The sequence below is a fragment of the Geothrix alkalitolerans genome (assembly GCF_022808885.1).
GTDB classification, from domain to species: domain Bacteria; phylum Acidobacteriota; class Holophagae; order Holophagales; family Holophagaceae; genus Geothrix; species Geothrix alkalitolerans.
Genome location: NZ_JAKZLE010000004.1, coordinates 66,101 through 86,775, shown reverse-complemented (window position 1 = coordinate 86,775; position 20,675 = coordinate 66,101). Strand labels below are relative to the sequence as shown.

Sequence of the window (20,675 nt, the reverse complement as noted above, 5' to 3'; positions counted from 1 at the left end):
CTTGCTCCTCGGACGGAAGCGGCCCCGTGGGAATGCCGGGCGGGAGGGGCCGGGCCGCTTCCAGGGGCCCATCCCGCCCGTTCCCCCCAGGGTCAGAAGGTATAGAGGATGCCCAGGCCGAAACCCGTGGTGGAGGTGCCTGGGGCCACGGTGCCCACGGGCGGGAATAGCGCGTAGCTCGCGGACCGCTCGTTGGTCATGCCATAGACGGAGGCGTAGAGATCCGCGGATTTGGCGAGGCTGTAGCTGTAGCCCGCGCTCCACTGCGCGCCGCCCAGCCCGTTGGTGGTGGCGGGGCCGCCGCCCACCACGGTGACGTTGCCGGCGGCCGCCTTGCCATAGGCGCCGAAGAGCTGGTGCTTCGCCCAGCGCTGCTGGACCAGGACGTACCAGGCGTCGCGCTCGTAGTGGTTGACCTTCCCGTCAACGGTGTCGTCGGTGTCGTAGGCCAGGCGCTCCACGATGGCGGAGATCTTGGTGCCCGTGGGGAAGGCGTAGCTTCCCACCAATTCGTGGGCCACGTCCCTGGACGAGGTGTTCGTGGGCGTCGCGCCCGCGGAGCCGCCCAGCTGGGCCAGACCGAAGTAGTCCTTGTGCTGTTCGTAGCCGTAGCTGAGGGTGAAGGCGCCGCGCTTGTAGGACAGCAGGGCGGAATACAGCTCGGGGCTGATGGAGGGCACGGTAGCGGAGGCGGTGGTCTTGCCCTCGTTCACCGAGTAGGCCACGCGGCCCGAGAAGCCGTTCACCTCGGGGCTCCAGTACTGGATGCTGTTGCCCTGCCGCCGGTTGAAGGCGGCGTCGGCCTTGCCGTTGACGCGGCCGTTCTGGGTGGTGGTACCGGGCACGTTGAAGCCGGGGTTCGCGGTGAGCGCGTTGTCGAAGGGGTTCAGGCCGCGCAGGGCGCCCACGAAGAGGATCGGGTACTTGTAGGGTGTGTCCCAGTTGCCGTAGAACACGCGGCCCCAGGGGCCTTCCAGGCCCAGACAGCTGTTGCGGCTGGTGAGGGAGTTGGGCGCGTCGCCGTCGGGACTCACGGCGCTCTCGATCTGCCAGATGATCTTCAGGTCGTCGCTGACCTTGAAGCTCCCGCGGAAGCCCAGGTTTGACGTGCCCGAGGTCATGCGGTTCCGGGCGGCCAGGTTGCCCGCGTCGCCGGTATAGGCGGAGGCGGCCACCTGCGTGGCCCCGCCCGTGGCGGGGGACAGGCCCGGCGCCGTGGCGCCGCTGGTCCTGATGTGGTCCAAGAAGGGCAGGAAGGTGCCGTAGATTTGCGTCTCGCTCGCCTGGGCGGCGAGGAGCGCGGGCCAGGCGCAGGCCAGGGCGGCGGTGAGGGTTCGGAGCTTCAAGACAGACCTCCTCTGTGTTGCCTAATTGCAACATTTCAACGGTTGAATACATATGTTGACCTCTAGGTTTTCAATTCCCGAGGCAAGGCAAGCTTAGACCTCCCGCGTCCGTCCGGCCTGGTACGGAACGGACAATTTCTGGTGAATCCAGTCCTGGACTCGCCTTCAGATCGCGCTCTCCAGCTGTCGGGTGCGGCGGAAGGCCGAAGGCGTCTCGCCAGTGGCCTTTCGGAAGGCCTTGGTGAAGTTCGAGTGCTCTTCGCAGCCCAGCAGGGACGCGATCTGCTGCACGCTCATGTCGGTGTGCAGGAGCAGTCGCTTGGCCTCCAACATCACGCGCTCGATGATCAGGGTCTGCGGCGTCTTGCCCAGCACGGCCTTGCAGGCGGTGCCCAGGCGGCGCGGGGTGCAGCGGAGCTTCCGTGCGTAGAACTCCACCTCCTTCTCCTCCTGGAAGCTCTTGTCTAGCTGGTGGAGGAAGGTCTGGAAGAGCTTGAAGTCGGCACCGCTCTGGGCCTGGGCCCGGGCCGCCTGTTCCCGGATGCGGGCCTGGAAGAGGTGCAGAAATGCCGCCAGCAGGTGCCGGATGGCCGGCCGCGTCTCCTCCCGCGCCACCTGGCCCAGGTCCCAGAGGAGCCGGGCCAGGGCCGACGCCTGGTGGACCAGCGCGCCATCGTGCAAGGGCAGGTTCGGCGCCGCCAGGAAGTCCGAGAAGACCCAGGAGGCGTCGTCGTCAAGGAAGTCCTCGCCGAAGTCGAACATCCAGCCCTCCGTGGGCACGTCCGGCAGGAAGAGGTGCTTCTTCCCCTTGGCGATGAGCATGACCCAGGGCGCCTCCAGGCGCGTCTCGATGCCATCCACCCAGTGGCTGCCAGTACCCTTCGTCAGGAAGAACACCTGGTGGAAGGGATGGCTGTGCGGCACCGGCTGGCCCATGAGCCAGTTGAGGTTGCTCCGCTCGTCGAGGGGCCAGACCGTGAACAGCGACTTCATGGGACAACCCTGTGGCTCGAAAGGTCCCGAGGCGGACCATTGTTGACCATAGGGTTGTCTTGATCAAGGTTCCGGGAGCTACTTGCCGAAGATTTCCTTGAAGAAGTCCTTCATGTGCTGCCAGCTCCGGCGATGGGCGGCCTCGTTGTAGGCCGCGCCCTTGCTGTTGTCGCTGCCGGCCTCCTTCTGCGTGAAGGCGTGCACGGCGCCGGCATAGGCCACGAACACGTAGTCCGCCTTCGAGGCCCGCATCTCGTCCTGGAAGGCGGCCACGTCCTTGGCGGGCACGAAGGGATCGTCGGCGCCGTGGCACACCAGCACCTTGGCGGAGATGGGGCCGGGCTTGAAGTCTGCGGGCACGTCCAGGCCGCCGTGGAAGGAGACCACGCCCCTCACGGGCAGGCCTGCGCGAGCCGCCTCCAGGGCCCCCGTTCCGCCGAAGCAGAAGCCGATGACGGCCAGGCGCGAGGCATCCACGCCCTTCTGGGCCTTGAGCGCTTCCAGGGCCGCGGCGATGCGCCGGCGGTAGAGGGCCCGGTCGCCCTTGTACTGGCCCGCCAGCTTGCCGGCCTCGGCGGTGTTCGCGGGCCGCACGCCCTCGCCGTAGATGTCGGCGGCCAGGGCCACATAGCCCAACTTGGCCAGGTCGTCCGAGACTCTGCGCTCATGGTCCGTGAGGCCCATCCACTGGTGGATGACCACCACACCAGGCATGTTCCCCTTCACGGCGCCCTTGGCCACGGGTTTCGCCAGGTAGCCCGAAAGCTTGGTGGCGCCGTCGGCGTAGGTCAGCGGCTGGCCGGCCAGCAGCGGGAGGGTGGCGAGGGAGAGGGCGAGGGCGGCACGTCGCATGGAGCCTCCGGGGTGGAGGGTGATCCTATAGCTGTTCAAACTAGAATTCCAGGGCGGGTGACCCGGAACCGATAAGGGGAATGAGCCGCTGCGGTCCCGATTCCCGAGCCGGCTCGTCAGGAACCCGGTCATGTCCATCCACCTCCACCCGGATGTCGAAGCGGAAGCCCAGCGGCGGATGACCGCCCAGATGTTCAAGAACGCGCCCTTCACCTGGGGCGTGCACCTGGCCAACGCCGCCCTGCTGGCCTGGGCGAACGTATCCCAGGCCGTTCCGCAGAGGCTGGCCCTGGCCTGGTGGGGGCTCGTCGCGGTGTTGGCCACGGGCCGCTACGCACTGGCCCGGCGCTTCGCGGCTGCGAATCCGGATGCCGGGGCTGCCATGGTCTGGCGCCGGCGGTACGTGGTGGCCACCGCCTTCGTCTCCGCGGCCTGGGGCACGGGCGCCGTCCTCTTTGTGTGGAACGGCACCGGGGAGGCGCGGATGTTCACGGGCCTCGTGCTGGCGGGCATGATCGCAGGCGCGGTTCCCATCCTGGCCGCCGTCCCGGCCGCCCTATGGGTCTTCGTGACACTGGCGGGCCTGCCCATGGCGGCCGCGATCCTGCTCAGGGCCCAGTCCCACCTCCCGTGGGCCTACGGGCTCATGTGCCTCATCTTCATGGGCTACCTCCTCGCGGGCGCAAAGTACCTGCACGGGATGCTCGGCATCGCGACCCGGCTGGGCCTGCGGCAGGCGCGCCTGGCCCAGAACCTCGAGCAGGCCCTCGACCAGCGGAAGGAGCTGGAGGAGGCGATGCGCCGGGAGCGCGACTTCGCGGAAGGGCTGATCGACACGGCCCAGGCCATCGTCATCGTCCTCGACGCGGAGGGGCGGATCCTCCGCTTCAACCGGTTCGCGGAGGAGCTTTCCGGCTACGCCCAGTCGGAGGTGCAGAACGCGGACTGGTTCGCCATCTTCCCCCTGGAGGCGGAGCGGAACGAGGCGCGGGCGCGCTTCCAGGAGGCGGTGGCCGGAGGGAGGAGCACCGCAAACACCAGCGAGATCCTGGCCCGGGACGGGCGGACGATCCTGGTGGAGTGGCACGACAAGCCGCTGAGGGACGCCGGCGGAGCCGTCATCGGCCTGCTCGCCCTCGGCCAGGATGTCACCGAACGCGAGAAGCTGGCGGAATCCCAGCGGCTCCTGTCCGCCGCGGTGGAGCAGAGCGTCGCCTCCATCGTCATCACGGACACCCACGCGGACATCCAGTTCGTCAATGCCGGCTTCACCCGGTCCACGGGCTACACGCCAACGGAAGCGATCGGCCAGAACCCCCGCATCCTCAAGTCCGGCCACACGCCACAGAAGACCTTCGAGGACATGTGGGCCGCCCTCGACCAGGGCCTCCCGTGGGAAGGGGAGCTGGTCAACCGGAAGAAGAACGGCGAGGAGTACTGGGAGCTGGCCCGCATCTCCCCCATCGTGGATACCAGTGGGCGGACGACGCACTACCTCGCCGTCAAGGAGGACATCACCCAGCGCAAGGCCATGGAGGCGGAGCTGCAGCGTCTGGCCACCACGGATCCCCTCACGGGCGTGGCCAACCGCCGCCGCTTCCTCCAGGAGATGGACCTGGAGCTGGCCCGCCACAAGCGCTTCCACAAGCCCGCGGCCTTCCTCCTGCTGGACCTCGACCACTTCAAGCAGGTGAACGACGCCCACGGCCACGCCGTCGGGGACCTCGCGCTCAAGCACCTCGCGGAGCTGGCCCGGGTGCGGCTGCGGCGGCTGGACCTCTTCGGCCGCCTGGGCGGGGAGGAGTTCGGCGTCCTGCTTCCAGGCACCGACCAGGCGGGCGCCATGGCCTTGGCCGAGTACTTCCGGAGCCAAGTGGCGCATACGCCGGTGCAGTCCGGCGCGGGTCCCATCATCCTGACCGTGAGCATCGGCCTGACCGCCTTCGATCCAGGCGATGCCGCCCCGGACGCCATCCTGGCCAGGGCCGACGCTGCCCTCTACCGCGCCAAGGAGGGCGGACGGAACCGGGTGGTGTCGAATCCGGCTTAGAGTGCCTAACAATACCCCCACGAGGTCGCGCGAGGGCCGCCGGGCGAGCGAGGCGAGGAACGCGAGGAGATGCGCAGCGGTTACTACGCGCGACGAGCGTGACGCGGTATCGTCCTCCACCTGGCGGGCTCTGCCCCGCAGGGCCCTCCCGCTCGTTCCTCGCGGAGGTGGAGCCTCCCCGCCGGCCCTCGCCCGAAGGGAGAAATCCAGGTGGGCGCCCGCGGCGTCAGGTCCCTTGAACCACGAACCACGTTGCCATTCGGGCCCTTCCCTCTCGGTATCGCCTTTGGCGATACACGAGACGAACTGATATCTGCGGTGCATCCCACCTGGATTTCTCGCGGCCCCGTCGGGGTTTTGTTAGGCACTCCTAGCGCCCCGTGCTGCCGTAGCCCCCATCGCCGCGCCCGGTGTCGCCCAGGGCCTCGACGCTGGGCTCGGGGAGCCAGGTCCAGCTCTCCACCGGGGCCACCAGCAGCTGGGCGATGCGCTCGCCGCGGCGCAGCTCGAAGGCGGCTTCTCCATGGTTGATGAGCAGCACCTGCACCTCGCCGCGGTAGTCGGCGTCGATGGTGCCGGGCGCGTTCAGCACCGTGAGGCCGTGGCGCAGGGCCAGCCCCGAGCGGGGCCGCACCTGGCCCTCGAAGCCCTGGGGGATGGCCAGCACCAGGCCCGTGGGCACCAGCCGCCGCTGGCCCGGCGCGATCGTCCAGGCCTCACCCTCGGGGATCGCCGCCCGCAGGTCCATGCCCGCCGCGTGCGCCGTGGCATAGGCGGGCAGATCGAGGCCGTGGCCATGGGGGAGCTGGTGGACCGGGATGCGCATGGAACCAGGGTCCCAGGGGGAAAGGCCGGGACGCAATCCCGGGTTCCGCCCCAGGTCGCGATCTCCCTCCTCGATCCGGGCCCGCGGCTTGATAAACTTGATCTTTGGCCCGGATGTCCCGCGCCGTGCTTTTCGGGAGGGTCATGGCCCACGGTGGCCGCCGATGGATCGCGCCGACCCTGGCGGGGCTCGCGCTGGCCGCCTTCGTGGCCTGCCAGCGCGAGGATCCGCAGATCCGCGCCCTGACCGAGCAGGCGGCCCAGGCGGACGAGGCCTCCCAGCAGCTCCGGCAGGCCTGGAGCGCGCAATTCAAGAGGCTGGCCCTGGTCGGGGTCCGGGATCTCCACCTGGACGCCAGCCCCATGCTGCTGACACCGGCGCAGAAGCGGGCCCTGGAGGCGCGGATCCGGATCGAGCAGGACAGCTCCCGGCGGGGCCTCCTCCTGGAGATTCTGGACAAGGAGGCGGAGCTCCGGACGCTGAGCGATCGGGTCATGGACTTGAAAGCGGCGCTGCCCCCGCCGGAGATCGCGCAGGCGAACGACAGCCACTACGGCCTGGCCATGCGCTTCCTCAGAGGCCGCGGTCTCTCGGAGGAGGCGGCCCGGAAGACGCTCAGCCACGTGCCCCTGTCGGCACGCATGGCCCCGGGCTTCGAGGTCTACCACTTCTACGTCCACGACAAGTACGGCACCTGGGTGTCCCAGGGCGGGGCCGCGCTCTCGCCCCGGGAGCTGGACCGCCGGGAGCCCGACCCCTTGCCCGGCCAGCGCGACGCGGCCGTGGCCGCCAGCCGGCGGCTCCAGAAGCAGCTCGGCGTCCTGGAGCACCAGAAGCGCGACATCGAGCGCGAGATCTCCGGCCTCCAGGCGGAGCAGCTCAGCATCCTGGAGGGCCAGGCCCGGCTCCAGTGGGAGAACGCCGATCAGCTGGCCCGGCTGAACTCGCTGCACTACCTGGTCGGCGTCCGGGCCGCGCTGGAGAAGGAGGGGATCATCAAGGTCCCCCTGTTCGGCCTGGACCACTCAGGGCCGAGCTGGCGGGACGCGGCCTTCACCCGCCACCTGGACCTCCGCACCGGCACCACCCTCGTCATCCGGGCCCGGGAGGTGGGCCTGTCCCGCCTCGCCAAGGTGATCGTCGTCCCCGGCTCCTACACCGCGGGCGAGCACTACCGCCTCACCCTCAGCGCCGACGGGCAGTCCGCAACCGTGGAACTCCTCGCCCTGCCCCGCTTCAAGAACGACAAGGTGGTGTTCGCCGTCGAGGACTGACCGACCCATGGATGGAGCCGTGGATGAGCCGGTCCGGGACGGCTATGCTGGAGGTTCGCGCTTCCTGCCGCGGACAGGCACCCGATGCGGGTCCGGCCAGGCGCCTTCCGAACGGGCCCCAGCCCGCTCCCCACCCCCCGGATCCCTCCATGTCCTCCGTCTTCGGCCACGCCTTGGCTGGCCTCACCATCAGCGCGACCTTCCACCAGGGACGCCCCCCCCGCCGGGTCCTGGCCTTCGCGACGGCCTGCGCCCTGGCCCCGGACCTGGACTGGTTCACCGCCTTCATTGGCCTCGACGGGACCAGCCTGGCCCATCGCGGCATGAGCCACTCCCTCCTCGCCCTGCTGCTCCTGGCCGCCACGGCCATGCTCCTCGGATTCCGGCGCCAGCTCTGGAGCCCCCGCCTCTGGGCCTGCATGCTATCGGCCGCCCTCTCCCACAGCCTGCTGGACGCCTGCACCTTCGGGGGGACCGGCGTGGCCTTGCTGCTGCCCTTCTCCGAGGCGCGGTTCGTCTGCCTCTGGCAGCCCATCTTCGTGTCGCCGATCCCCCTCTCCGGCAAGCTGCTCGACTGGCTCCTGTTCTCCCTGGGCACCGAAGTGGTGTGGATCGGGATCCCCGCCCTGCTGGTGCTCAGCGTGCCCCGCGCCTTCCAGTGGATCCGCCTGCGGAAGCGCTCCGAGGAGACCCCTTGATGCCAGCGAGCATCTGATAAGAAAGGAAAGAACTTTTTCACCACCAAGGCACCAAGACCACCAAGAACGGCAACCGCGCGTGGCCTTGGCTTTTCTTGGTGCCTTGGTGGTGAACCTTTATCTTTTGAAGGCGAAATCCCACGATCCAGTGAATCACCGGCCCTTGACCAGCTGCCCGCAGGCGCCCTGCACGTCCCGACCGCGACTGCGGCGGACGGTGACGAAGCAGCCCCGCGCCTTGAGCCACTCGGCGAACTGCTGGACGCGGTCCTCGCCGGGCTCGCGGAAGGCACTGGCCGCATGCTCGTTCATGGGGATGAGGTTCAGGTTGTGGCCGCTCCGCAGGTCACCCAGCCAGTCCGCCAGGCGCTGCGCATCGGCCTCGGTGTCGTTCTCGCCGGCGATGAGCACGTACTCGAAACAGAACTTCTCGCCGCGCTTCGGGCCCCAGTCATCGAGCGCCCGCCGCAGCCGCGCCAGGTTCCACACGCGGTTCACGGGCATGGTGCGGCTCCGCGCCACGTCCGTGGTGGCGTTGAGGCTGAGGGCCAGCAGGGGCCGGGGCTCGAGCTTCGCCAGCTTCTCGATGCCCCTCACCAGGCCCGAGGTGCTCACGGTGATGCGGTTCTTCCCCAGGCCCAGGCCCGCCGGGTGGCACATGAGGCGGATGGCCCGGTGCAGGTGGTCGAGGTTGTGCAGGGGCTCGCCCATGCCCATGAACACCAGCGTCAGCTCATGCCCGCGGTCCGGCCCGAGCTCCGCCATGAGCGCCAGCACCTGACCCAGGATCTCGCCGGGCTGGAGGTTGCGCAGGATGCCCATGCTGCCCGTGGCGCAGAAGGTGCAGCCCATGGCGCAGCCCACCTGGCTGGAGATGCAGTAGGTCACGCGGGGGTTCCGCACCTTGCGCGGCATGTGGACCGACTCGATGCGCCTGCCGTCCGCCAGCTCCAGGGCCAGCTTGGTGGAGCCGTCGCCGGAGGCCTGGCGTTCCACGATCGAAGGCAGGCGCAGGTCCGCCACGCCCTCCAGCCAGCGGCGGATGGTCGAGCCCAGGTCCGGTGCGCCGTCCTTCCAGGTCCAGGGCCGGTGCAGCCGCTTGAACGTCTCCAGGGCGCTGCCCGGGCAGCCCAGGGCCGCCAGGTCCTCCGGGAACAGCGACCAGGCCGAAGGCAGTCCCTCCCGCTCGGGGGCGGGGCGATCCCAGGGCATCAAGGAGGCATCGGACACTCAGCCATTGTACCGGCCAGGTCGGAATTCGTTTTTCAGAGGGAGTCGATGGCATAAGATGATGGCTTCCTCCCTAATGCATGCCCTCTGGAGCGATCCCATGTCCGCCTTGTCCGCTTTGCGGCGACTCCTGCCGGTTCTCCTCCTGGGAACCCTCGCGCCCCTCTGTTCCGCCGACACTCAGATGGCTTCTTCGAACCTCAGCCGCCAGGTCGAAACCTACACCGCCCAGCCCGTGCTGGGGCCCGCCGTGTCGGTCAAGAACTGGACTCTGCCGGTGGGCCGCATGAACTTCGTCATGGCCTCAGGAACCGTGGCTCCCATGACCTCAGGGGGGCGCACCCTCGGCTTCTTCTTCAAGGGAAAAGGCTCCTTCCAGTATCGGTCCGAAGACCCCCTGGAGCGCGCGTCGCTCGAATCGAACTACAAGCAGAACCTCCTGGTGCCCAACACCAGGGCCATCCTGTCCGAGGCCAAGGACCAGCGGATCCTGACCGAGGACATTCGGAGCCTCACCCTGTGGACCGCGGGAATGGAGCTTTCGATTCCAGTCGGCATCGCCGCCGAGTCCCCGGAGGCCTCCTTCCAGACAGACTGGAAATTCTTCCGGCGCGATGGGCTCGGTGACCGCGGCCAGGCCTTCGCCCGGCACCTCGCCAACACGCCCATGAAAACCCTGATCCGTGCAGAGATCCAGGGCGAGGACAGGCCGTTCATCTACGGACTTGATCAGGGCGGGAGCCTCAGGGAATCCCTCTGGTCCCTCGCCGATCCCATCCGGCCTGCAACCTACGACGGGCTGCGCCTGGTGCCCCTCTCCGACCAGCCCATCGGGTGGGACTGGAAGGCTCCCCTCTCCCCGCTCCTCAGCCTGACGGCCGTGGACATCGACTTCCACGGGAACAAGGGTTACGCCCAGCTGAAGGTCAAGGAAACCCTGGTGGCCGGGGACGAGGGACTCCGAATCCTCGAGCTCAACCTCTACAACGTGGAGGACCGGGCCTACAACCTGGGGATCTACAAGGTCTCCAGGGTCCTGGATGCGGAGGGAAGGAGCCTTCCATTCCACCACCGCAACGACAAGCTCCTGGTGGAACTGGATCACCCCATGTCCCCGGGCCAACCTTTCACCCTGACCTTCGAATACGGCGGGCCGATCCTGCTGCGCCCGGGAGGGGACAACTACTGGGAGCTGGGGGTGGCGCCATGGTTCCCCCAACCGGACATGGATGGGCAGGCCTACACAGTGCATGCCGTCATCCGGACCCCCAAGGACGATGTGCCCGTCGCCCCCGGCCGGACCATCCGGCGTATCCAGAGCGACGCCGAGAACCTCCTGGAAGTCAGCATCGACAAGCCTGTGCAGTTCTTCTCCATGTTCGCGGGCGCCTACAGCTTCACCGAGGAGACCAAGGACGGCCTGACCATCCGCGTGGCCGCCTACGCGAACCGGGGCGGCAGCATGCAGAAGCGGCTCATCGACATCGCCCGGCAGACCATCGGGTTCTATGAAGGCCTGTTCGAAGCCTTCCCCTTCAGTGAATTCAACATCATCCAGGTGAATTCCTACGGCTTCGGCCAGGCCCCTCCCGGGATGATGATCATCACCAACGAAGCTTTCGACGGGAAGATGGACGAGATCAGCCAGCTCTTCACGAAGGGGATCAACCAGCGGTTCGCCCACGAGATCGCGCATCAGTACTGGGGCCACCTGGTGAAGATGTCTTCTCCGGAGGAGCAGTGGGTCACCGAATCCTTCGCCAATTACGCCTCCGCGCTGGCCATGCGCGGCATGAAGAATCAAGGCACGAGCGCCTATGAGGGCATGCTCAGCCGCTGGCGCAACCATGCATCCGCCTATGCGAGCTCTGGCACCATCCCTTTCGCCAATCGCCTCCGCTGGATCAACGATCCGCGGGCCACGTTCCTCGCACGGACCTCGCTCCTGTACGAAAAAGGGGCCCTGATCCTCGCCTCCCTCCACAAGGAGATGGGCGACAAGGCCTTCGCTGTCTTCATGAAGTCCATCATCGCCAACTTCCGGTGGAAGGCCGTCCCCACCACTTCCATCGAGCGGATCGCCAGCATGGCCGGCCGCAAGGATTACGGCCCCCTGTTCCGCGCTTGCTACTGGGGAACCGAGATGCCGCCCAATTAGCCCCGCCAAAGGGTCACCGGCCTGGATTCAGGCCGGTGACCCTTTGGGGTGCGGTCGTTTGGGCAGCACCAGGGCGTTGCCCGCCAGACAGAGGGCCGCGCCCAGGGCCATCCCCCAGCGCCACTGGAGCCCTTCGAAGGCGGTGGAGAGGGCCAGGGCCACCACGGGGATGACAATCATGGCGTAGCCCGCCCGGCCGGCCCCGATGCGGCCCACCAGGGTGAGGTAGGCGCCGAAGGCGAGGATCGATCCGAACAGGGAGAGGAAGGCCAGCGAACCCAGGTAGCGCGGCGAGGGATCGAAGGTGAAGGGCCGGCCCGCGGCCCAGCAGAAGAGGGCCACGAAGGCCGCGCCGTAGGCCATGCCCACCGCATTGCCTTGGACGACCGGGATGCCCTGGCGCTGGTTGCGCTGGGACACCAGGTTGCTGAGGCTGGCGGCCACGGTTCCAGCCAGCGCGAACAGCAGTCCGGCGCGGCTCAGGCCGCCCTGAAGCGGCCCCGCGGCGCCGGGCAGGCACACGATCGCCACGCCCGCCACGCCGAGAGCCATGCCCGCCATGGCCCTGCGGGTCAGCGGGGTGCCGAAGAAGAGCCTCGCGCCGATCAGGTTGAGGACCGCCATCAGGGAGAAGATCACGGCCATGAGGCCCGAGGGGATCCGCTGCTCCGCGAGGTACACGCAGACGTAGTTGATCCCGAACATCAGGGCGCCCTGGAGGGCCAGCCAGCCGTGCTCCCGCCGCGTGAAGCGGAGCTTCAGCCCCCGCAGGAGGCACCAGACGGCAAGCAGGGTCGCGGCCAGGGCGAAGCGGTAGGCCACCGAGACTTCGGGCGCCACGCGGCCGTACTGGTAGGTGATGGCGATCCAGGTGGAGCCCCAGATCAGGATGGACGCGAGGTAGAGGGACAGGTTGCTCACGGAACCTCAAGTGTCGGAGGCGGGATGCAGCGCCACCAACAGCGCCGCCGCCGAGGCGGAGAAGACAGAGTAGTCGAGGGGTTCCTTCGGGCCGAAGGAGATCGCCATGGCGAGGCCGAAGACGGCCAGGAGGGCGGCGCTGCCCAGTGCGACGATCCGCGCCGCCCGGCCGCGCAGCGGCAGGAGCAGCGCCAGACCCAAGGTGAATTCCGCCGCCGTGGCGGCCCAGGCCAGGAATGGGATGGTACGGGCCGGCATGAAGCGGTTCACCTGGGCCGTGTACTTCACGAAGTTGGCGAAGGTGCCGTAGCCCCGCCCCGTCCCCCAGAGGCCGAAGCGGGAGGCGATGCCCGAGAGGAAGGCCGCGCCCAGGGCCCACCGTGCGTAGTGGCGCGCGTAGCGGAGGGCCCAGCGGTCGAAGGCGCGGGAGGCGGAGTCGCTCATCAGGCCCTCGCCGCCAGGTCCGCGTGCTCGGCCTGGTAGGCCTCGTACGAGCCAGGGGTCCAGCCCGCGCGGTTCATCTTCCAGCCGTTCTCGATCTTCTCCCAGCCCACGTGGGCGTAGTAGTCCCGGGCCAGGGGCGCGGCCTGGAGCACCCACTGGATGCCTTCGCCCAGGCCCACGGCCAGATCCAGCAACTGCCGGCCCACGCCCGCCTTCTGGAAAGCCGGATGCACCGCCAGGTCGCACACGTAGCCGTCGTAGACGAAGTCCGTCCAGCCTCGCAGCAGGCCGACCAGGCGGTCCTCGTCGTAGGCGGAGATCACCACGTTGGCATCCTGGAACATGCGGCGGATGCGCTCCGGATCGTGGATGGGCCGGCGCAGGGGCGCGGCGGCGTAGAGGGCGCGGATGGCGTCCACCGGCGGGATCCGGTCCAGGCGGTAGGTCAGGGCGGCGCTCATGCGGGCACCTCTGTCTTGTCGGGGGGCAGGTCCGGCTGCAGGCCCACGCCCAGGCGGTTCCAGGCGTTGATGAGGGCGATGGCGTAGGTCAGGTCCACCAGCTCCTGCTCGGTGAAGTGGGCGCTGGTGGCCGCGTAGAGGGCGCCATCCACGCGGTGCCGGCCCAGCTCCGTGAGCGCCTCGGTCCAGGCCAGGGCCGCCCGCTCCCGGTCCGTGAACACCGGCGCCTCGCGCCAGGCGGCCAGGAGGTTCAGGCGCCGCTGGGACTCGCCGCCCTCCAGGGCCGCGGTGGCGTGCATGTCCATGCAGAAGGCGCAGCCGTTGAGCTGGGAGGCCCGCACCTCGACGAGGTGGAGGAGCCCGTGATCCAGGCCGCTCCCCTGAAGGTACCGGACGACCTGCAGGAAGCCCTGGTACCCCTTGGGAGCGATTTCGGAATGGGGTTTCGATGTGCGCATGGAGCCTCCGGAGCCAAGTGGCCATTCCCAGGATCGGACCATGTGGCCCATTGAAAAGATCCATTTCTGTCATTACAACTAGACCATGCGCCCCTGGACCTTCCCCATCGTTCTGCAGCCCGGAACCTCCCGCGAGCCGGTCTTCCAGCAGATCGCCCAGGCCATCCGGGGCGACATCCGGCGCGGCCGCCTGCGGCCCGGGGACGCCCTGCCCGGCTCCCGGACCTTGGCCCGGACCCTGGCCGTCCACCGGAACACCGTGCTGGCCGCCTACCGGGAGCTGGAGGCCGAGGGCTGGACGGTGGCGGAGGCGCGCACGACCCGCGTGGCCCGGGACCTGCCCCAGGCACCCGCCGCCAGGCATCCCGGCGGAGGCGGGGCCGAAGGCCGCCCGGGCTACGACCTGGCGGCCCCTGCACCCAGGCGGAGCCTCCGGGAGCCAGGTCTGCTGAGCTTCGGAGGCGGTCTCCCGGACCTGCGGCTCGTGCCGACGGATCTCCTGGCCCGCGCCTACCGGCGGGCCCTGGCCAGCCGGGAGCTCCTGGGCTACGGCGACGCCCGGGGGGAGGCGCGGCTCCGCGCGGCCCTGGCGCGGCTTCTCTCGGAGACGCGCGGGCTGGCCGTCTCCGAAGACCGCCTGATGGTCGCCGGCGGAAGCCAGGGCGCCCTGGACCTGGTGGCCCGCACCCTCATCCGGCCCGGCGACCGCGTGGCCGTGGAGGACCCCGGCTATCCCGCCGCCTGGGCCACCCTCCGCGGCTCGGGCGCCGAACTGGTGCCGGTCTCCGTGGACGAGGCGGGCCTGCAGGTCGACGCCCTGGCCGCGCGGCTGGAGGAGGGCCCCCTCCGGGCGGTCTACCTGACGCCCCACCACCAGTTCCCGACCACGGTCACCATGGGCGCCTCGCGGCGCCTGAGGCTGCTCGACCTGGCCCGACGACACCGCCTCGCCATCCTGGAGGATGACTACGACGCCGAGTTCCACTTCGAGGGCCGCCCTGTGCTGCCCCTTGCTGGTGACGACCCTGGCGGCGTGGTGGTCTACCTGGGGACCCTCTCCAAAATTCTCGCCCCCGGCCTCCGCCTGGGCTTCGTGGCCGGCCCCCGGGCCCTGGTGGAGGCCCTGGCTGCCCGCCGGGAGACCGCGGACTGCCAGGGGGACCAGGTGGTGCAGCGGGCTGCGGCGGACCTGCTGGAGGACGGCCTGCTCCAGCGCCACGCACGAAAAATGCGGCGGATCTACGAGGCCCGCCGGACCGCCCTGGCCGGGGCCCTGCGCCGGCATCTGGACGGGACCGTGGCCTTCGACCTGCCGCCCGGCGGCATGAGCCTCTGGCTCCGTGTGGATCCCGCCGTTGACCTGGAGGCCTGGATCCACCGCGCCCGAAAGCTGGGGGTGGGCCTCACCCCTGGCCGGGCTTTCGACTTCCGGGGCCGCCCGACTGCCCACCTGCGCCTGGGCTTCTCTGCCATGGACGAGCGGGAGCTGGAGGAGGCCGTGAGACGGCTGGCGAAAGCGCTTTAGGCCACCAGGTCCTGGGGCCGGATGTCACAGCCGCGCCGCGTGCCGAGGGTGCTGACGCCGACCTGGGCGGGATCGAGCAGGGTCCGGGCCATGCGCTGCACATCCTCGGGGGTCACGGCGTCGATCTCGGCGATCTGGTCGTCCAGGCTGCGCAGCCCGCCCTGGTGGATGGCCTGGTGGGCCAGGCTGAACATGCGGCTGCTGCTGCTCTCCTGGCTGAAGACGAGGCTGGTGCGGGCCTGGAGCTTGGCGCGCTCCAGCTCGTCGGCCTCCACGCCGGCTTCGCGGATCCGGGCGCACTCGGCCATGGTGCGCTTCACCAGTTCGCGCAGCTGAGCAGGGGCGCAGCTGGCGCTGATCTGCAGGGCGCCCGTGTCGGCATAGGGGCTGAGGTAGCTGCCCACCTGATAGCAGAGGCCCCGGCGCTCGCGCAGCTCCAGGAAAAGGCGCGAGGCCATGCCGCCGCCGAGCACCTGGCTCAGGAGGTTGGCGGCAGAGCGGTCCGGCGAGCGGTGGTCCGGCGCGGGAAAGCCCATCACCAGGTTGGCCTGCTGAAGGTCCTTCCGGGGCACGTTCAGCAGGAAGGGCCGCGTGCGGGCCGGCAGGTCCGGAGCATGGTCCGTGCCCTTCGGCAGGCGGTTCAGGATGGGCGCCAGCAGCGCCTGGAAGGCGCCGGGCTCGAGGGCCCCGGCCGCGGCCACCACGAGGTTCGGCGCCCGGTAGGTGTGGTCGAAGAAGGCCCGGGCTTCCGGGGGACCATAGCCCGACACCTGGTCGCGCGTGCCGAGGATCGGATGCGCCAGCGGCGTCCCCTCCCAGAACCCGCCGTAGAACAGCTCGCTCACCCAGTCGTCCGGCTGATCCTCGCTCTGGGCGATCTCCTCGAGGATGACGCTGCGCTCGCGCGCCAGCTCCTCCGCGTCGAAGCGGGGCGAGGTCACCAGCTCGCCCAGCAGGCCCACCAGGTCCGGAAGCTGCTCGGAGAGCACCTTCCCGTAGAAGCAGGCCACCTCCTTGCCCGTGAAGGCGTCCACGTGCCCGCCCAGGCGGTCCGTGGCCGCCGCCATCTCATCGGGCGTGGCGTAGGAGGCCGTGCCCTTGAACACCGTGTGCTCCAGGAAGTGGGCCAGGCCTTCCTCCGCGGGCCCCTCGTGCCGGGAGCCGCGCCGCACCCAGAACCCCACGGAGCAGCTCCGCACGTGCGGGATGGGTTCGACGAGGATCTCGGTGCCCGCGGGCGTGACGGTGCGGAAGGGTTCGGCCATCCCTCCAGTCTATCGTCCCGGCGATCCGGAGCCTCGTCTCAACAGGGGCCGGAGGCCTTGAGGACCGCCTTCAGCAGGCCCGGGAAGCGGGCGTCCAGATCCTGCTTCCGCAGGCTGTTGTACCGATGGACACCCTCCACCCGCGTCTGGATGAGCCCGGCCTCCCGCAGGACCTTGAAGTGGTGGCTCAGCGTGGCCTTGGTGGCAGACAGGCCGAAGGTCCCGCAGGCCCGCTCCCCATCTGCGGCCAGCCTGCGCACGATCTCCAGGCGCGTGGGATCGCTCAGCGCGTAGAGCACCGCGGGGAGGTCGAGCTGGTCGCGCCCGGGGTGAGGGAGGCTCCGCATGGCTCCAGGATGCCCGGGTTCGGGGTTCGATCATCAAATATTTTGATGGTTTTCAAACTATTTTGATTGACCGGGAGCGTCCGGCGGATGTATCAATCCATTGTTTGACGACAATCGAACAACAGGAGGCCCCATGACCCATCGCATCCAGTTCACGGCGCCCGGCGGCCCCGAGGTCCTCCAGTGGGTGGAGGCGGACCTCCCGGACCCGGGGCCGGGCGAAGTCCGACTGCGCCACACGGCCGTCGGCGTGAACTACATCGACGTCTACCACCGCAGCGGCGCCTACCCCGTGCCCCTGCCCGCGGTGCCGGGCTTCGAGGCCGCCGGGGTCGTGGAGGCCCTGGGGCCCGGCGTGACGGGACTGGCGGTGGGCCAGCGGGTGGCCTATGTGGACGGGCCCACGGGCGCCTACTCGGAGGCGCGGAACCACCCCGCCGACCGGCTGGTGCCGCTGCCCGCGCACCTGTCCGACGAGGAGGCGGCGGCCCTCCTCTTCAAGGGCCTGACGGCGCACATGCTGGTCCGGCGGGTGTGGCGCGCGGGGGTGGAACCCTGGGTCCTGGTCCACGCCGCGGCGGGGGGTGTGGGGCTCATCCTCACCCGGTGGCTGGCCCGCGAGGGCGGCCGGGTCATCGGCGTGGTGGGCAGCGAGGAGAAGGCCGCGGCGGTCCGGGCCGAAGGCGCCGAGGCGGTCCTCGTGGTGCCCCGGGGCGCGGCCTACGACCAGGTGCCTGCCGAGGTCCGCCGGATCACGGGCGGCCGCGGCGTGGGCACCGTGTTCGATTCGGTCGGACGCGACACCTTCGAGGCCTCCCTGGACAGCCTGGCCCCCTTCGGGCTCCTGGCCTCCTTCGGCCGGAGCAGCGGTCCCCTGCCCTCGCTGGACCCCGCCGACCTGGCGAAGCGCGGCTCCCTCGCCCTCCAGCGGCCCAGCATCTTCCATCACATCGCCGACCCCGCGGCCCTCCGCGCCGCCGCCTCCGAGGTGTTCGCCGCGCAGGCGCAGGGGATCATCCAGGCCCACATCCACGGCACGCTTCCCCTGCGCGAGGCCGCCCGAGCCCATGCCCTGCTCGAGTCCCGGGCGACCCGGGGGGCCCTGGTGCTCCTCCCATGAGCGTGGGTGCCGGTTGGCGGGAGGCGGAGCGAGTCAGCCCTCCGCCTCGGCGCCCGCCAGCCCCACGGGCGTGCGGTGGAGCTTCCAGCCGGCGAGGGCCCAGCAGAGGGCGCCGAAGGCGAGGAGGGCCAGGATGGCCAGGGCGGGATGGGTCGTCACCTGTTCCTGGGCCAGCAGCTGCGGCGCCCCCACCTGGGCGGCGCGGCTGCCTGCCAGGCTCTCGATGTGGTGGGTGAAGGTCAGGCGCTGGAGGAAGGGCGGGAAGATCCGCACCAGCGGCTCCCAGAGGAAGAAATAGAGGGCGCCCCAGAGGGTGCCGCGCCTGAAAAGCAGGCCCACCAGGGTCATGAGGGCCAGCTCGCCCCACCAGGCGCCCACCAGGGCCAGGATGCGGCCCGGCAGCAGGGTGGGGTCGCCCCCGACCAGCTGGAGGCCGAGGACCCCAAGGACGAGCCAGGCGGCGCCCCAGGCGAACCAGGGCAGGCCCTTGCCCAGGGGCAGGGCCCAGGCGGGCGCGGGGCGCACCAGCAGCAGGGGCAGGGTGCGCTGCTCCAGGTCCTCGCGAATGCCCGCCGGGGCCGCCACCAGGGCCATGATGGGCAGCATCATCTTCACCAGCCCCTCGTGGAAGATGCGGAGGGCCTCGCTGGGATCGGCGTCCAGGCCTCGGAGCCGGCTGATGGTGAAGATGAGGAGGCTGAGGCCCACCGGCGCCATGACCAGGGCCGCCAGCACCCAGCCCCGGCCCTGGAGGACGCGCGGCGCGTAGCCGCGGGCCGTGGCGCGGATCGTTGTCAGGGGAGAGGGCGCAGTCGTGGTCATGGATTCCCCCTGAGCGTCGGTGGGGCAAGTCCGGCGCGGGCTCCGCCCGCTCCGGACGCAGGGGCCCGGGGATGTTCGCGCAGCGAGGAATCCCCGGACAGCATTAGGCGTGATCCTTGGTGAGGTACTGGAAGACCGCATCCAGGTTGAGATCCAGCGGATCCAGCGCCCGCAGCGGGATGCCGCCCTCCGCAGCGGCCTTCTGGAGGCGGGGCAGGATGTCGCGGGGCGATCGCACCGAGATCACCACGGCGTCCTCCTCCATGCGCAGGGCCGCCAGCTCCGGCTGCTCCACGGCCCACCGGGCCAGCACCTGGGCCTCGCCCGTGAGGCGCAGCTCCACGGGATGGCGGTCCAGGAGCTGGCGGATCTCCGTGACCGTGCCCTCCGCCAGCAGGCGGCCCCGGAACAGCAGCAGGATGCGGTCCGTGAGCTGGGCGATCTCGCCGAGGATGTGGCTCGACACCAGGATGCGCGTGCCCGTCGCGGCGAGGTCCCGCAGCAGGGCCATGAGCGTGAGGCGGGCCTCGGGATCCAGGCCGTTGAACGGCTCGTCGAGGATGAGCAGCTCCGGCTCATGCAGCAGCGCCTGGGCCAGGCGGATGCGCTGCCGCATGCCCTTGGACATGCGGGCGAAGGTGAGATGGGCGCGGTCGGCCATGCCCACCGTGGCGAGCGCGCGGGCCACGGCCGTCTTCAGGGATTCGCCGGACAGCCCCGAGAGCTCGCCCATCATGCGCAGCCAGCGGTCCGCGCGGAGACCCGTCGGCAGACGGTCGCCCTCGGGCACCAGGCCCAGGCGGGCGAGCACGGCGGGGTTGCGGAAGGGCGCGTCCCCGAAGACCTTCACCTCACCGCCGGAGGGCGGCAGCAGGCCCGAGAGCAGCTGCAGCAGGGAGGACTTGCCGGCGCCGTTGGGGCCCAGCAGTCCCGTGATGCCGCCGCCGTCCGGCAGCTCGAAGGTGGTGGGGCTGAGGCCCAGGATGGGGCCGTAGCGGAGGGAGGCGCGGTCGAGCGTCATCATCAGATCACCGCCTCGGAGGGCATGGTCCGCTTCGCGGCCACGAAGGTCCACAGACCCAGGTGGAGGGCCGTGCCGAGCAGCGCGGGACCCCAGCCCATCAGGGGGTGGGCCACGCCCACGAAGAGCTGGGGCCAAGTCTCCGCCAGCAGGATCGGGTTGAGGGCCTGCACGGCCGAGGAGCCTGTCAGTCCCTGGATCATGGAGGCCAGGGTGGCCGAGCCCAGCACCAGGCCCAGCACCCAGCCGATGCCCGCCCGGGGCGTGGCGGCCATGCTGGAGGCGCCCGCGGCCAGGGTGCCCATGAGGACCGAGCTGATGGCCATGGCCGGCAGCAGCCGCAGGGGCGCCGTCACCCACACGGGGCCGCTGGCGCCGGCGAGGATCAGGGACATGAGCCAGGGCAGCAGGGCGAAGGGCAGGAGGATGGCGAAGGGCAGCGCCGAGGCGAAGCCCAGCTTGGCGATCAGGTAGTCCCGGGGCGCGACGGGATGGGCATACATCAGGGGCCGCACGCGGTAGAGCGTGTCCCGGGCCACCAGCCCGCCGCCCACCAGAGCCACCAGGAACCAGAGCAGGTAGCTGGCGGGGTTCAGCAGGTCCGCCTGGAAGTCCGCTCCCTGGGTGAGGATGGTCCTGGCGAAGTCCTGCATGGGTCGGAAGGTCTGGTTGGTCTGGAGCAGATGATCCACGTAGATCCGGGCCACCTTCCACAGCAGCAGGAAGAGGAAGGTGAAGCCGAAGAAGCGGCCGATCTTCTGGCGCCAGAGCCGCGTCAGGTCGAAGCGCGCGAGCACCAGGGCCGGCGGTTGGCCGTGGCTGAGATCCGGCGCGGGCGGCAACGTGGGGGCATAGATGGGCATG

20 protein-coding genes are annotated in these 20,675 nt (G+C 70.0%); 6 read left to right on the top strand and 14 right to left on the bottom strand.

Features of this window, described 5'->3' with window-relative positions:
• Nucleotides 1-92: 92 nt before the first annotated feature.
• From MLJ35_RS09635 to MLJ35_RS09625, 3 genes are all read right to left on the bottom strand, one after another.
• Nucleotides 93-1,346 carry a porin gene (locus MLJ35_RS09635; protein WP_243384174.1) on the bottom strand — a complete coding sequence of 418 codons (1,254 nt, stop codon included), beginning with the start codon at nt 1,344-1,346 and terminating at the stop codon, nt 93-95.
• 165 nt (nt 1,347-1,511) lie between these two features.
• Entirely contained in the window at nt 1,512-2,339 is an 828-nt protein-coding gene (locus MLJ35_RS09630; protein WP_243384173.1) for a helix-turn-helix domain-containing protein, read from the bottom strand.
• A gap of 78 nt (nt 2,340-2,417) precedes the next feature.
• Nucleotides 2,418-3,191: a dienelactone hydrolase family protein gene (locus MLJ35_RS09625; RefSeq protein WP_243384172.1), complete on the bottom strand. Its 774-nt coding sequence runs from the start codon at nt 3,189-3,191 to the stop codon at nt 2,418-2,420.
• Nucleotides 3,192-3,321: 130 nt separating this feature from the next.
• On the opposite strand from MLJ35_RS09625, the gene MLJ35_RS09620 reads away from it, so the two are divergent.
• The gene (locus MLJ35_RS09620; protein ID WP_243384171.1) at nt 3,322-5,241 is read left to right on the top strand and encodes a sensor domain-containing diguanylate cyclase; all 1,920 of its coding nucleotides are present in this window, start codon (nt 3,322-3,324) and stop codon (nt 5,239-5,241) included.
• Between the two features lie 370 nt (nt 5,242-5,611).
• Here the strand turns inward: MLJ35_RS09620 and dut are convergent, their stop codons facing one another.
• On the bottom strand, nt 5,612-6,067 hold the full coding sequence (gene dut / locus MLJ35_RS09615) for a dUTP diphosphatase (protein ID WP_243384170.1): 456 nt from the start codon (nt 6,065-6,067) through the stop codon (nt 5,612-5,614).
• 143 nt (nt 6,068-6,210) lie between these two features.
• Here dut and MLJ35_RS09610 point away from each other — a divergent pair, with 143 nt between their 5' ends.
• Both MLJ35_RS09610 and MLJ35_RS09605 read left to right on the top strand, forming a co-directional pair.
• Nucleotides 6,211-7,341, top strand: coding sequence for a hypothetical protein (locus MLJ35_RS09610; protein WP_243384169.1), 1,131 nt, complete (start codon nt 6,211-6,213; stop codon nt 7,339-7,341).
• Nucleotides 7,342-7,490: 149 nt separating this feature from the next.
• A complete protein-coding gene (locus MLJ35_RS09605) occupies nt 7,491-8,039 on the top strand; it encodes a metal-dependent hydrolase (RefSeq protein ID WP_243384168.1) in 549 nt (182 codons plus the stop codon).
• A gap of 153 nt (nt 8,040-8,192) precedes the next feature.
• Here the strand turns inward: MLJ35_RS09605 and rlmN are convergent, their stop codons facing one another.
• Nucleotides 8,193-9,251, bottom strand: coding sequence for a 23S rRNA (adenine(2503)-C(2))-methyltransferase RlmN (rlmN, locus tag MLJ35_RS09600; RefSeq protein WP_243384167.1), 1,059 nt, complete (start codon nt 9,249-9,251; stop codon nt 8,193-8,195).
• Nucleotides 9,252-9,369: 118 nt separating this feature from the next.
• On the opposite strand from rlmN, the gene MLJ35_RS09595 reads away from it, so the two are divergent.
• A complete protein-coding gene (locus tag MLJ35_RS09595) occupies nt 9,370-11,427 on the top strand; it encodes a M1 family metallopeptidase (protein ID WP_243384166.1) in 2,058 nt (685 codons plus the stop codon).
• A gap of 27 nt (nt 11,428-11,454) precedes the next feature.
• Here MLJ35_RS09595 and MLJ35_RS09590 read toward each other — a convergent pair whose 3' ends face one another.
• The 4 genes from MLJ35_RS09590 to MLJ35_RS09575 are packed head-to-tail and all read right to left on the bottom strand — an operon-like array spanning nt 11,455 to nt 13,711.
• Nucleotides 11,455-12,348, bottom strand: coding sequence for a DMT family transporter (locus tag MLJ35_RS09590; RefSeq protein WP_243384165.1), 894 nt, complete (start codon nt 12,346-12,348; stop codon nt 11,455-11,457).
• Nucleotides 12,349-12,354: 6 nt separating this feature from the next.
• Nucleotides 12,355-12,792: a hypothetical protein gene (locus MLJ35_RS09585; protein ID WP_243384164.1), complete on the bottom strand. Its 438-nt coding sequence runs from the start codon at nt 12,790-12,792 to the stop codon at nt 12,355-12,357.
• Nucleotides 12,792-13,253, bottom strand: a complete 462-nt coding sequence (locus MLJ35_RS09580; RefSeq protein WP_243384163.1) for a GNAT family N-acetyltransferase — start codon at nt 13,251-13,253, stop codon at nt 12,792-12,794. Before MLJ35_RS09580 ends, MLJ35_RS09585 begins: the two co-directional genes overlap by 1 nt.
• A complete protein-coding gene (locus MLJ35_RS09575; RefSeq protein WP_243384162.1) occupies nt 13,250-13,711 on the bottom strand; it encodes a carboxymuconolactone decarboxylase family protein in 462 nt (153 codons plus the stop codon). The genes MLJ35_RS09580 and MLJ35_RS09575 overlap by 4 nt, the downstream gene beginning before the upstream one ends.
• A gap of 85 nt (nt 13,712-13,796) precedes the next feature.
• Here MLJ35_RS09575 and pdxR point away from each other — a divergent pair, with 85 nt between their 5' ends.
• The gene (gene pdxR / locus MLJ35_RS09570) at nt 13,797-15,236 is read left to right on the top strand and encodes a MocR-like pyridoxine biosynthesis transcription factor PdxR (RefSeq protein ID WP_243384161.1); all 1,440 of its coding nucleotides are present in this window, start codon (nt 13,797-13,799) and stop codon (nt 15,234-15,236) included.
• On the opposite strand, the gene MLJ35_RS09565 is transcribed toward pdxR, so the two are convergent.
• A complete protein-coding gene (locus tag MLJ35_RS09565; protein WP_243384160.1) occupies nt 15,233-16,501 on the bottom strand; it encodes a M16 family metallopeptidase in 1,269 nt (422 codons plus the stop codon). The genes pdxR and MLJ35_RS09565 overlap by 4 nt on opposite strands.
• Before the next feature lie 38 nt (nt 16,502-16,539).
• Complete coding sequence (locus tag MLJ35_RS09560; RefSeq protein ID WP_243384159.1) at nt 16,540-16,848, bottom strand: ArsR/SmtB family transcription factor; 309 nt, start codon at nt 16,846-16,848, stop codon at nt 16,540-16,542.
• 133 nt (nt 16,849-16,981) lie between these two features.
• Between MLJ35_RS09560 and MLJ35_RS09555 the strand changes: the two genes are divergently transcribed.
• Entirely contained in the window at nt 16,982-17,968 is a 987-nt protein-coding gene (locus tag MLJ35_RS09555; RefSeq protein ID WP_243384158.1) for a quinone oxidoreductase family protein, read from the top strand.
• A 33-nt stretch (nt 17,969-18,001) separates the two neighbouring features.
• Here the strand turns inward: MLJ35_RS09555 and MLJ35_RS09550 are convergent, their stop codons facing one another.
• The 3 genes from MLJ35_RS09550 to MLJ35_RS09540 form a co-directional block, all read right to left on the bottom strand.
• The gene (locus tag MLJ35_RS09550; protein ID WP_243384157.1) at nt 18,002-18,790 is read right to left on the bottom strand and encodes a hypothetical protein; all 789 of its coding nucleotides are present in this window, start codon (nt 18,788-18,790) and stop codon (nt 18,002-18,004) included.
• A 103-nt stretch (nt 18,791-18,893) separates the two neighbouring features.
• A complete protein-coding gene (locus MLJ35_RS09545) occupies nt 18,894-19,814 on the bottom strand; it encodes an ABC transporter ATP-binding protein (protein WP_243384156.1) in 921 nt (306 codons plus the stop codon).
• Nucleotides 19,814-20,674: a hypothetical protein gene (locus MLJ35_RS09540; protein ID WP_243384155.1), complete on the bottom strand. Its 861-nt coding sequence runs from the start codon at nt 20,672-20,674 to the stop codon at nt 19,814-19,816. Before MLJ35_RS09540 ends, MLJ35_RS09545 begins: the two co-directional genes overlap by 1 nt.
• Nucleotide 20,675 lies beyond the last annotated feature (1 nt).

Coding starts and splice junctions, on each gene's coding strand:
- MLJ35_RS09595 (WP_243384166.1), top strand. CDS start 9,370: ATGTCCGCCTTGTCCGCTTTGCGGCGACTCCTGCCGGTTCTCCTCCTG.
- MLJ35_RS09565 (WP_243384160.1), bottom strand. CDS start 16,501: ATGGCCGAACCCTTCCGCACCGTCACGCCCGCGGGCACCGAGATCCTC.
- rlmN (WP_243384167.1), bottom strand. CDS start 9,251: ATGCCCTGGGATCGCCCCGCCCCCGAGCGGGAGGGACTGCCTTCGGCC.
- MLJ35_RS09540 (WP_243384155.1), bottom strand. CDS start 20,674: ATGCCCATCTATGCCCCCACGTTGCCGCCCGCGCCGGATCTCAGCCAC.
- MLJ35_RS09610 (WP_243384169.1), top strand. CDS start 6,211: ATGGCCCACGGTGGCCGCCGATGGATCGCGCCGACCCTGGCGGGGCTC.
- MLJ35_RS09625 (WP_243384172.1), bottom strand. CDS start 3,191: ATGCGACGTGCCGCCCTCGCCCTCTCCCTCGCCACCCTCCCGCTGCTG.
- MLJ35_RS09620 (WP_243384171.1), top strand. CDS start 3,322: ATGTCCATCCACCTCCACCCGGATGTCGAAGCGGAAGCCCAGCGGCGG.
- MLJ35_RS09560 (WP_243384159.1), bottom strand. CDS start 16,848: ATGCGGAGCCTCCCTCACCCCGGGCGCGACCAGCTCGACCTCCCCGCG.
- MLJ35_RS09555 (WP_243384158.1), top strand. CDS start 16,982: ATGACCCATCGCATCCAGTTCACGGCGCCCGGCGGCCCCGAGGTCCTC.
- MLJ35_RS09605 (WP_243384168.1), top strand. CDS start 7,491: ATGTCCTCCGTCTTCGGCCACGCCTTGGCTGGCCTCACCATCAGCGCG.
- pdxR (WP_243384161.1), top strand. CDS start 13,797: ATGCGCCCCTGGACCTTCCCCATCGTTCTGCAGCCCGGAACCTCCCGC.
- MLJ35_RS09580 (WP_243384163.1), bottom strand. CDS start 13,253: ATGAGCGCCGCCCTGACCTACCGCCTGGACCGGATCCCGCCGGTGGAC.
- MLJ35_RS09545 (WP_243384156.1), bottom strand. CDS start 19,814: ATGATGACGCTCGACCGCGCCTCCCTCCGCTACGGCCCCATCCTGGGC.
- MLJ35_RS09575 (WP_243384162.1), bottom strand. CDS start 13,711: ATGCGCACATCGAAACCCCATTCCGAAATCGCTCCCAAGGGGTACCAG.
- MLJ35_RS09585 (WP_243384164.1), bottom strand. CDS start 12,792: ATGAGCGACTCCGCCTCCCGCGCCTTCGACCGCTGGGCCCTCCGCTAC.
- MLJ35_RS09630 (WP_243384173.1), bottom strand. CDS start 2,339: ATGAAGTCGCTGTTCACGGTCTGGCCCCTCGACGAGCGGAGCAACCTC.
- dut (WP_243384170.1), bottom strand. CDS start 6,067: ATGCGCATCCCGGTCCACCAGCTCCCCCATGGCCACGGCCTCGATCTG.
- MLJ35_RS09550 (WP_243384157.1), bottom strand. CDS start 18,790: ATGACCACGACTGCGCCCTCTCCCCTGACAACGATCCGCGCCACGGCC.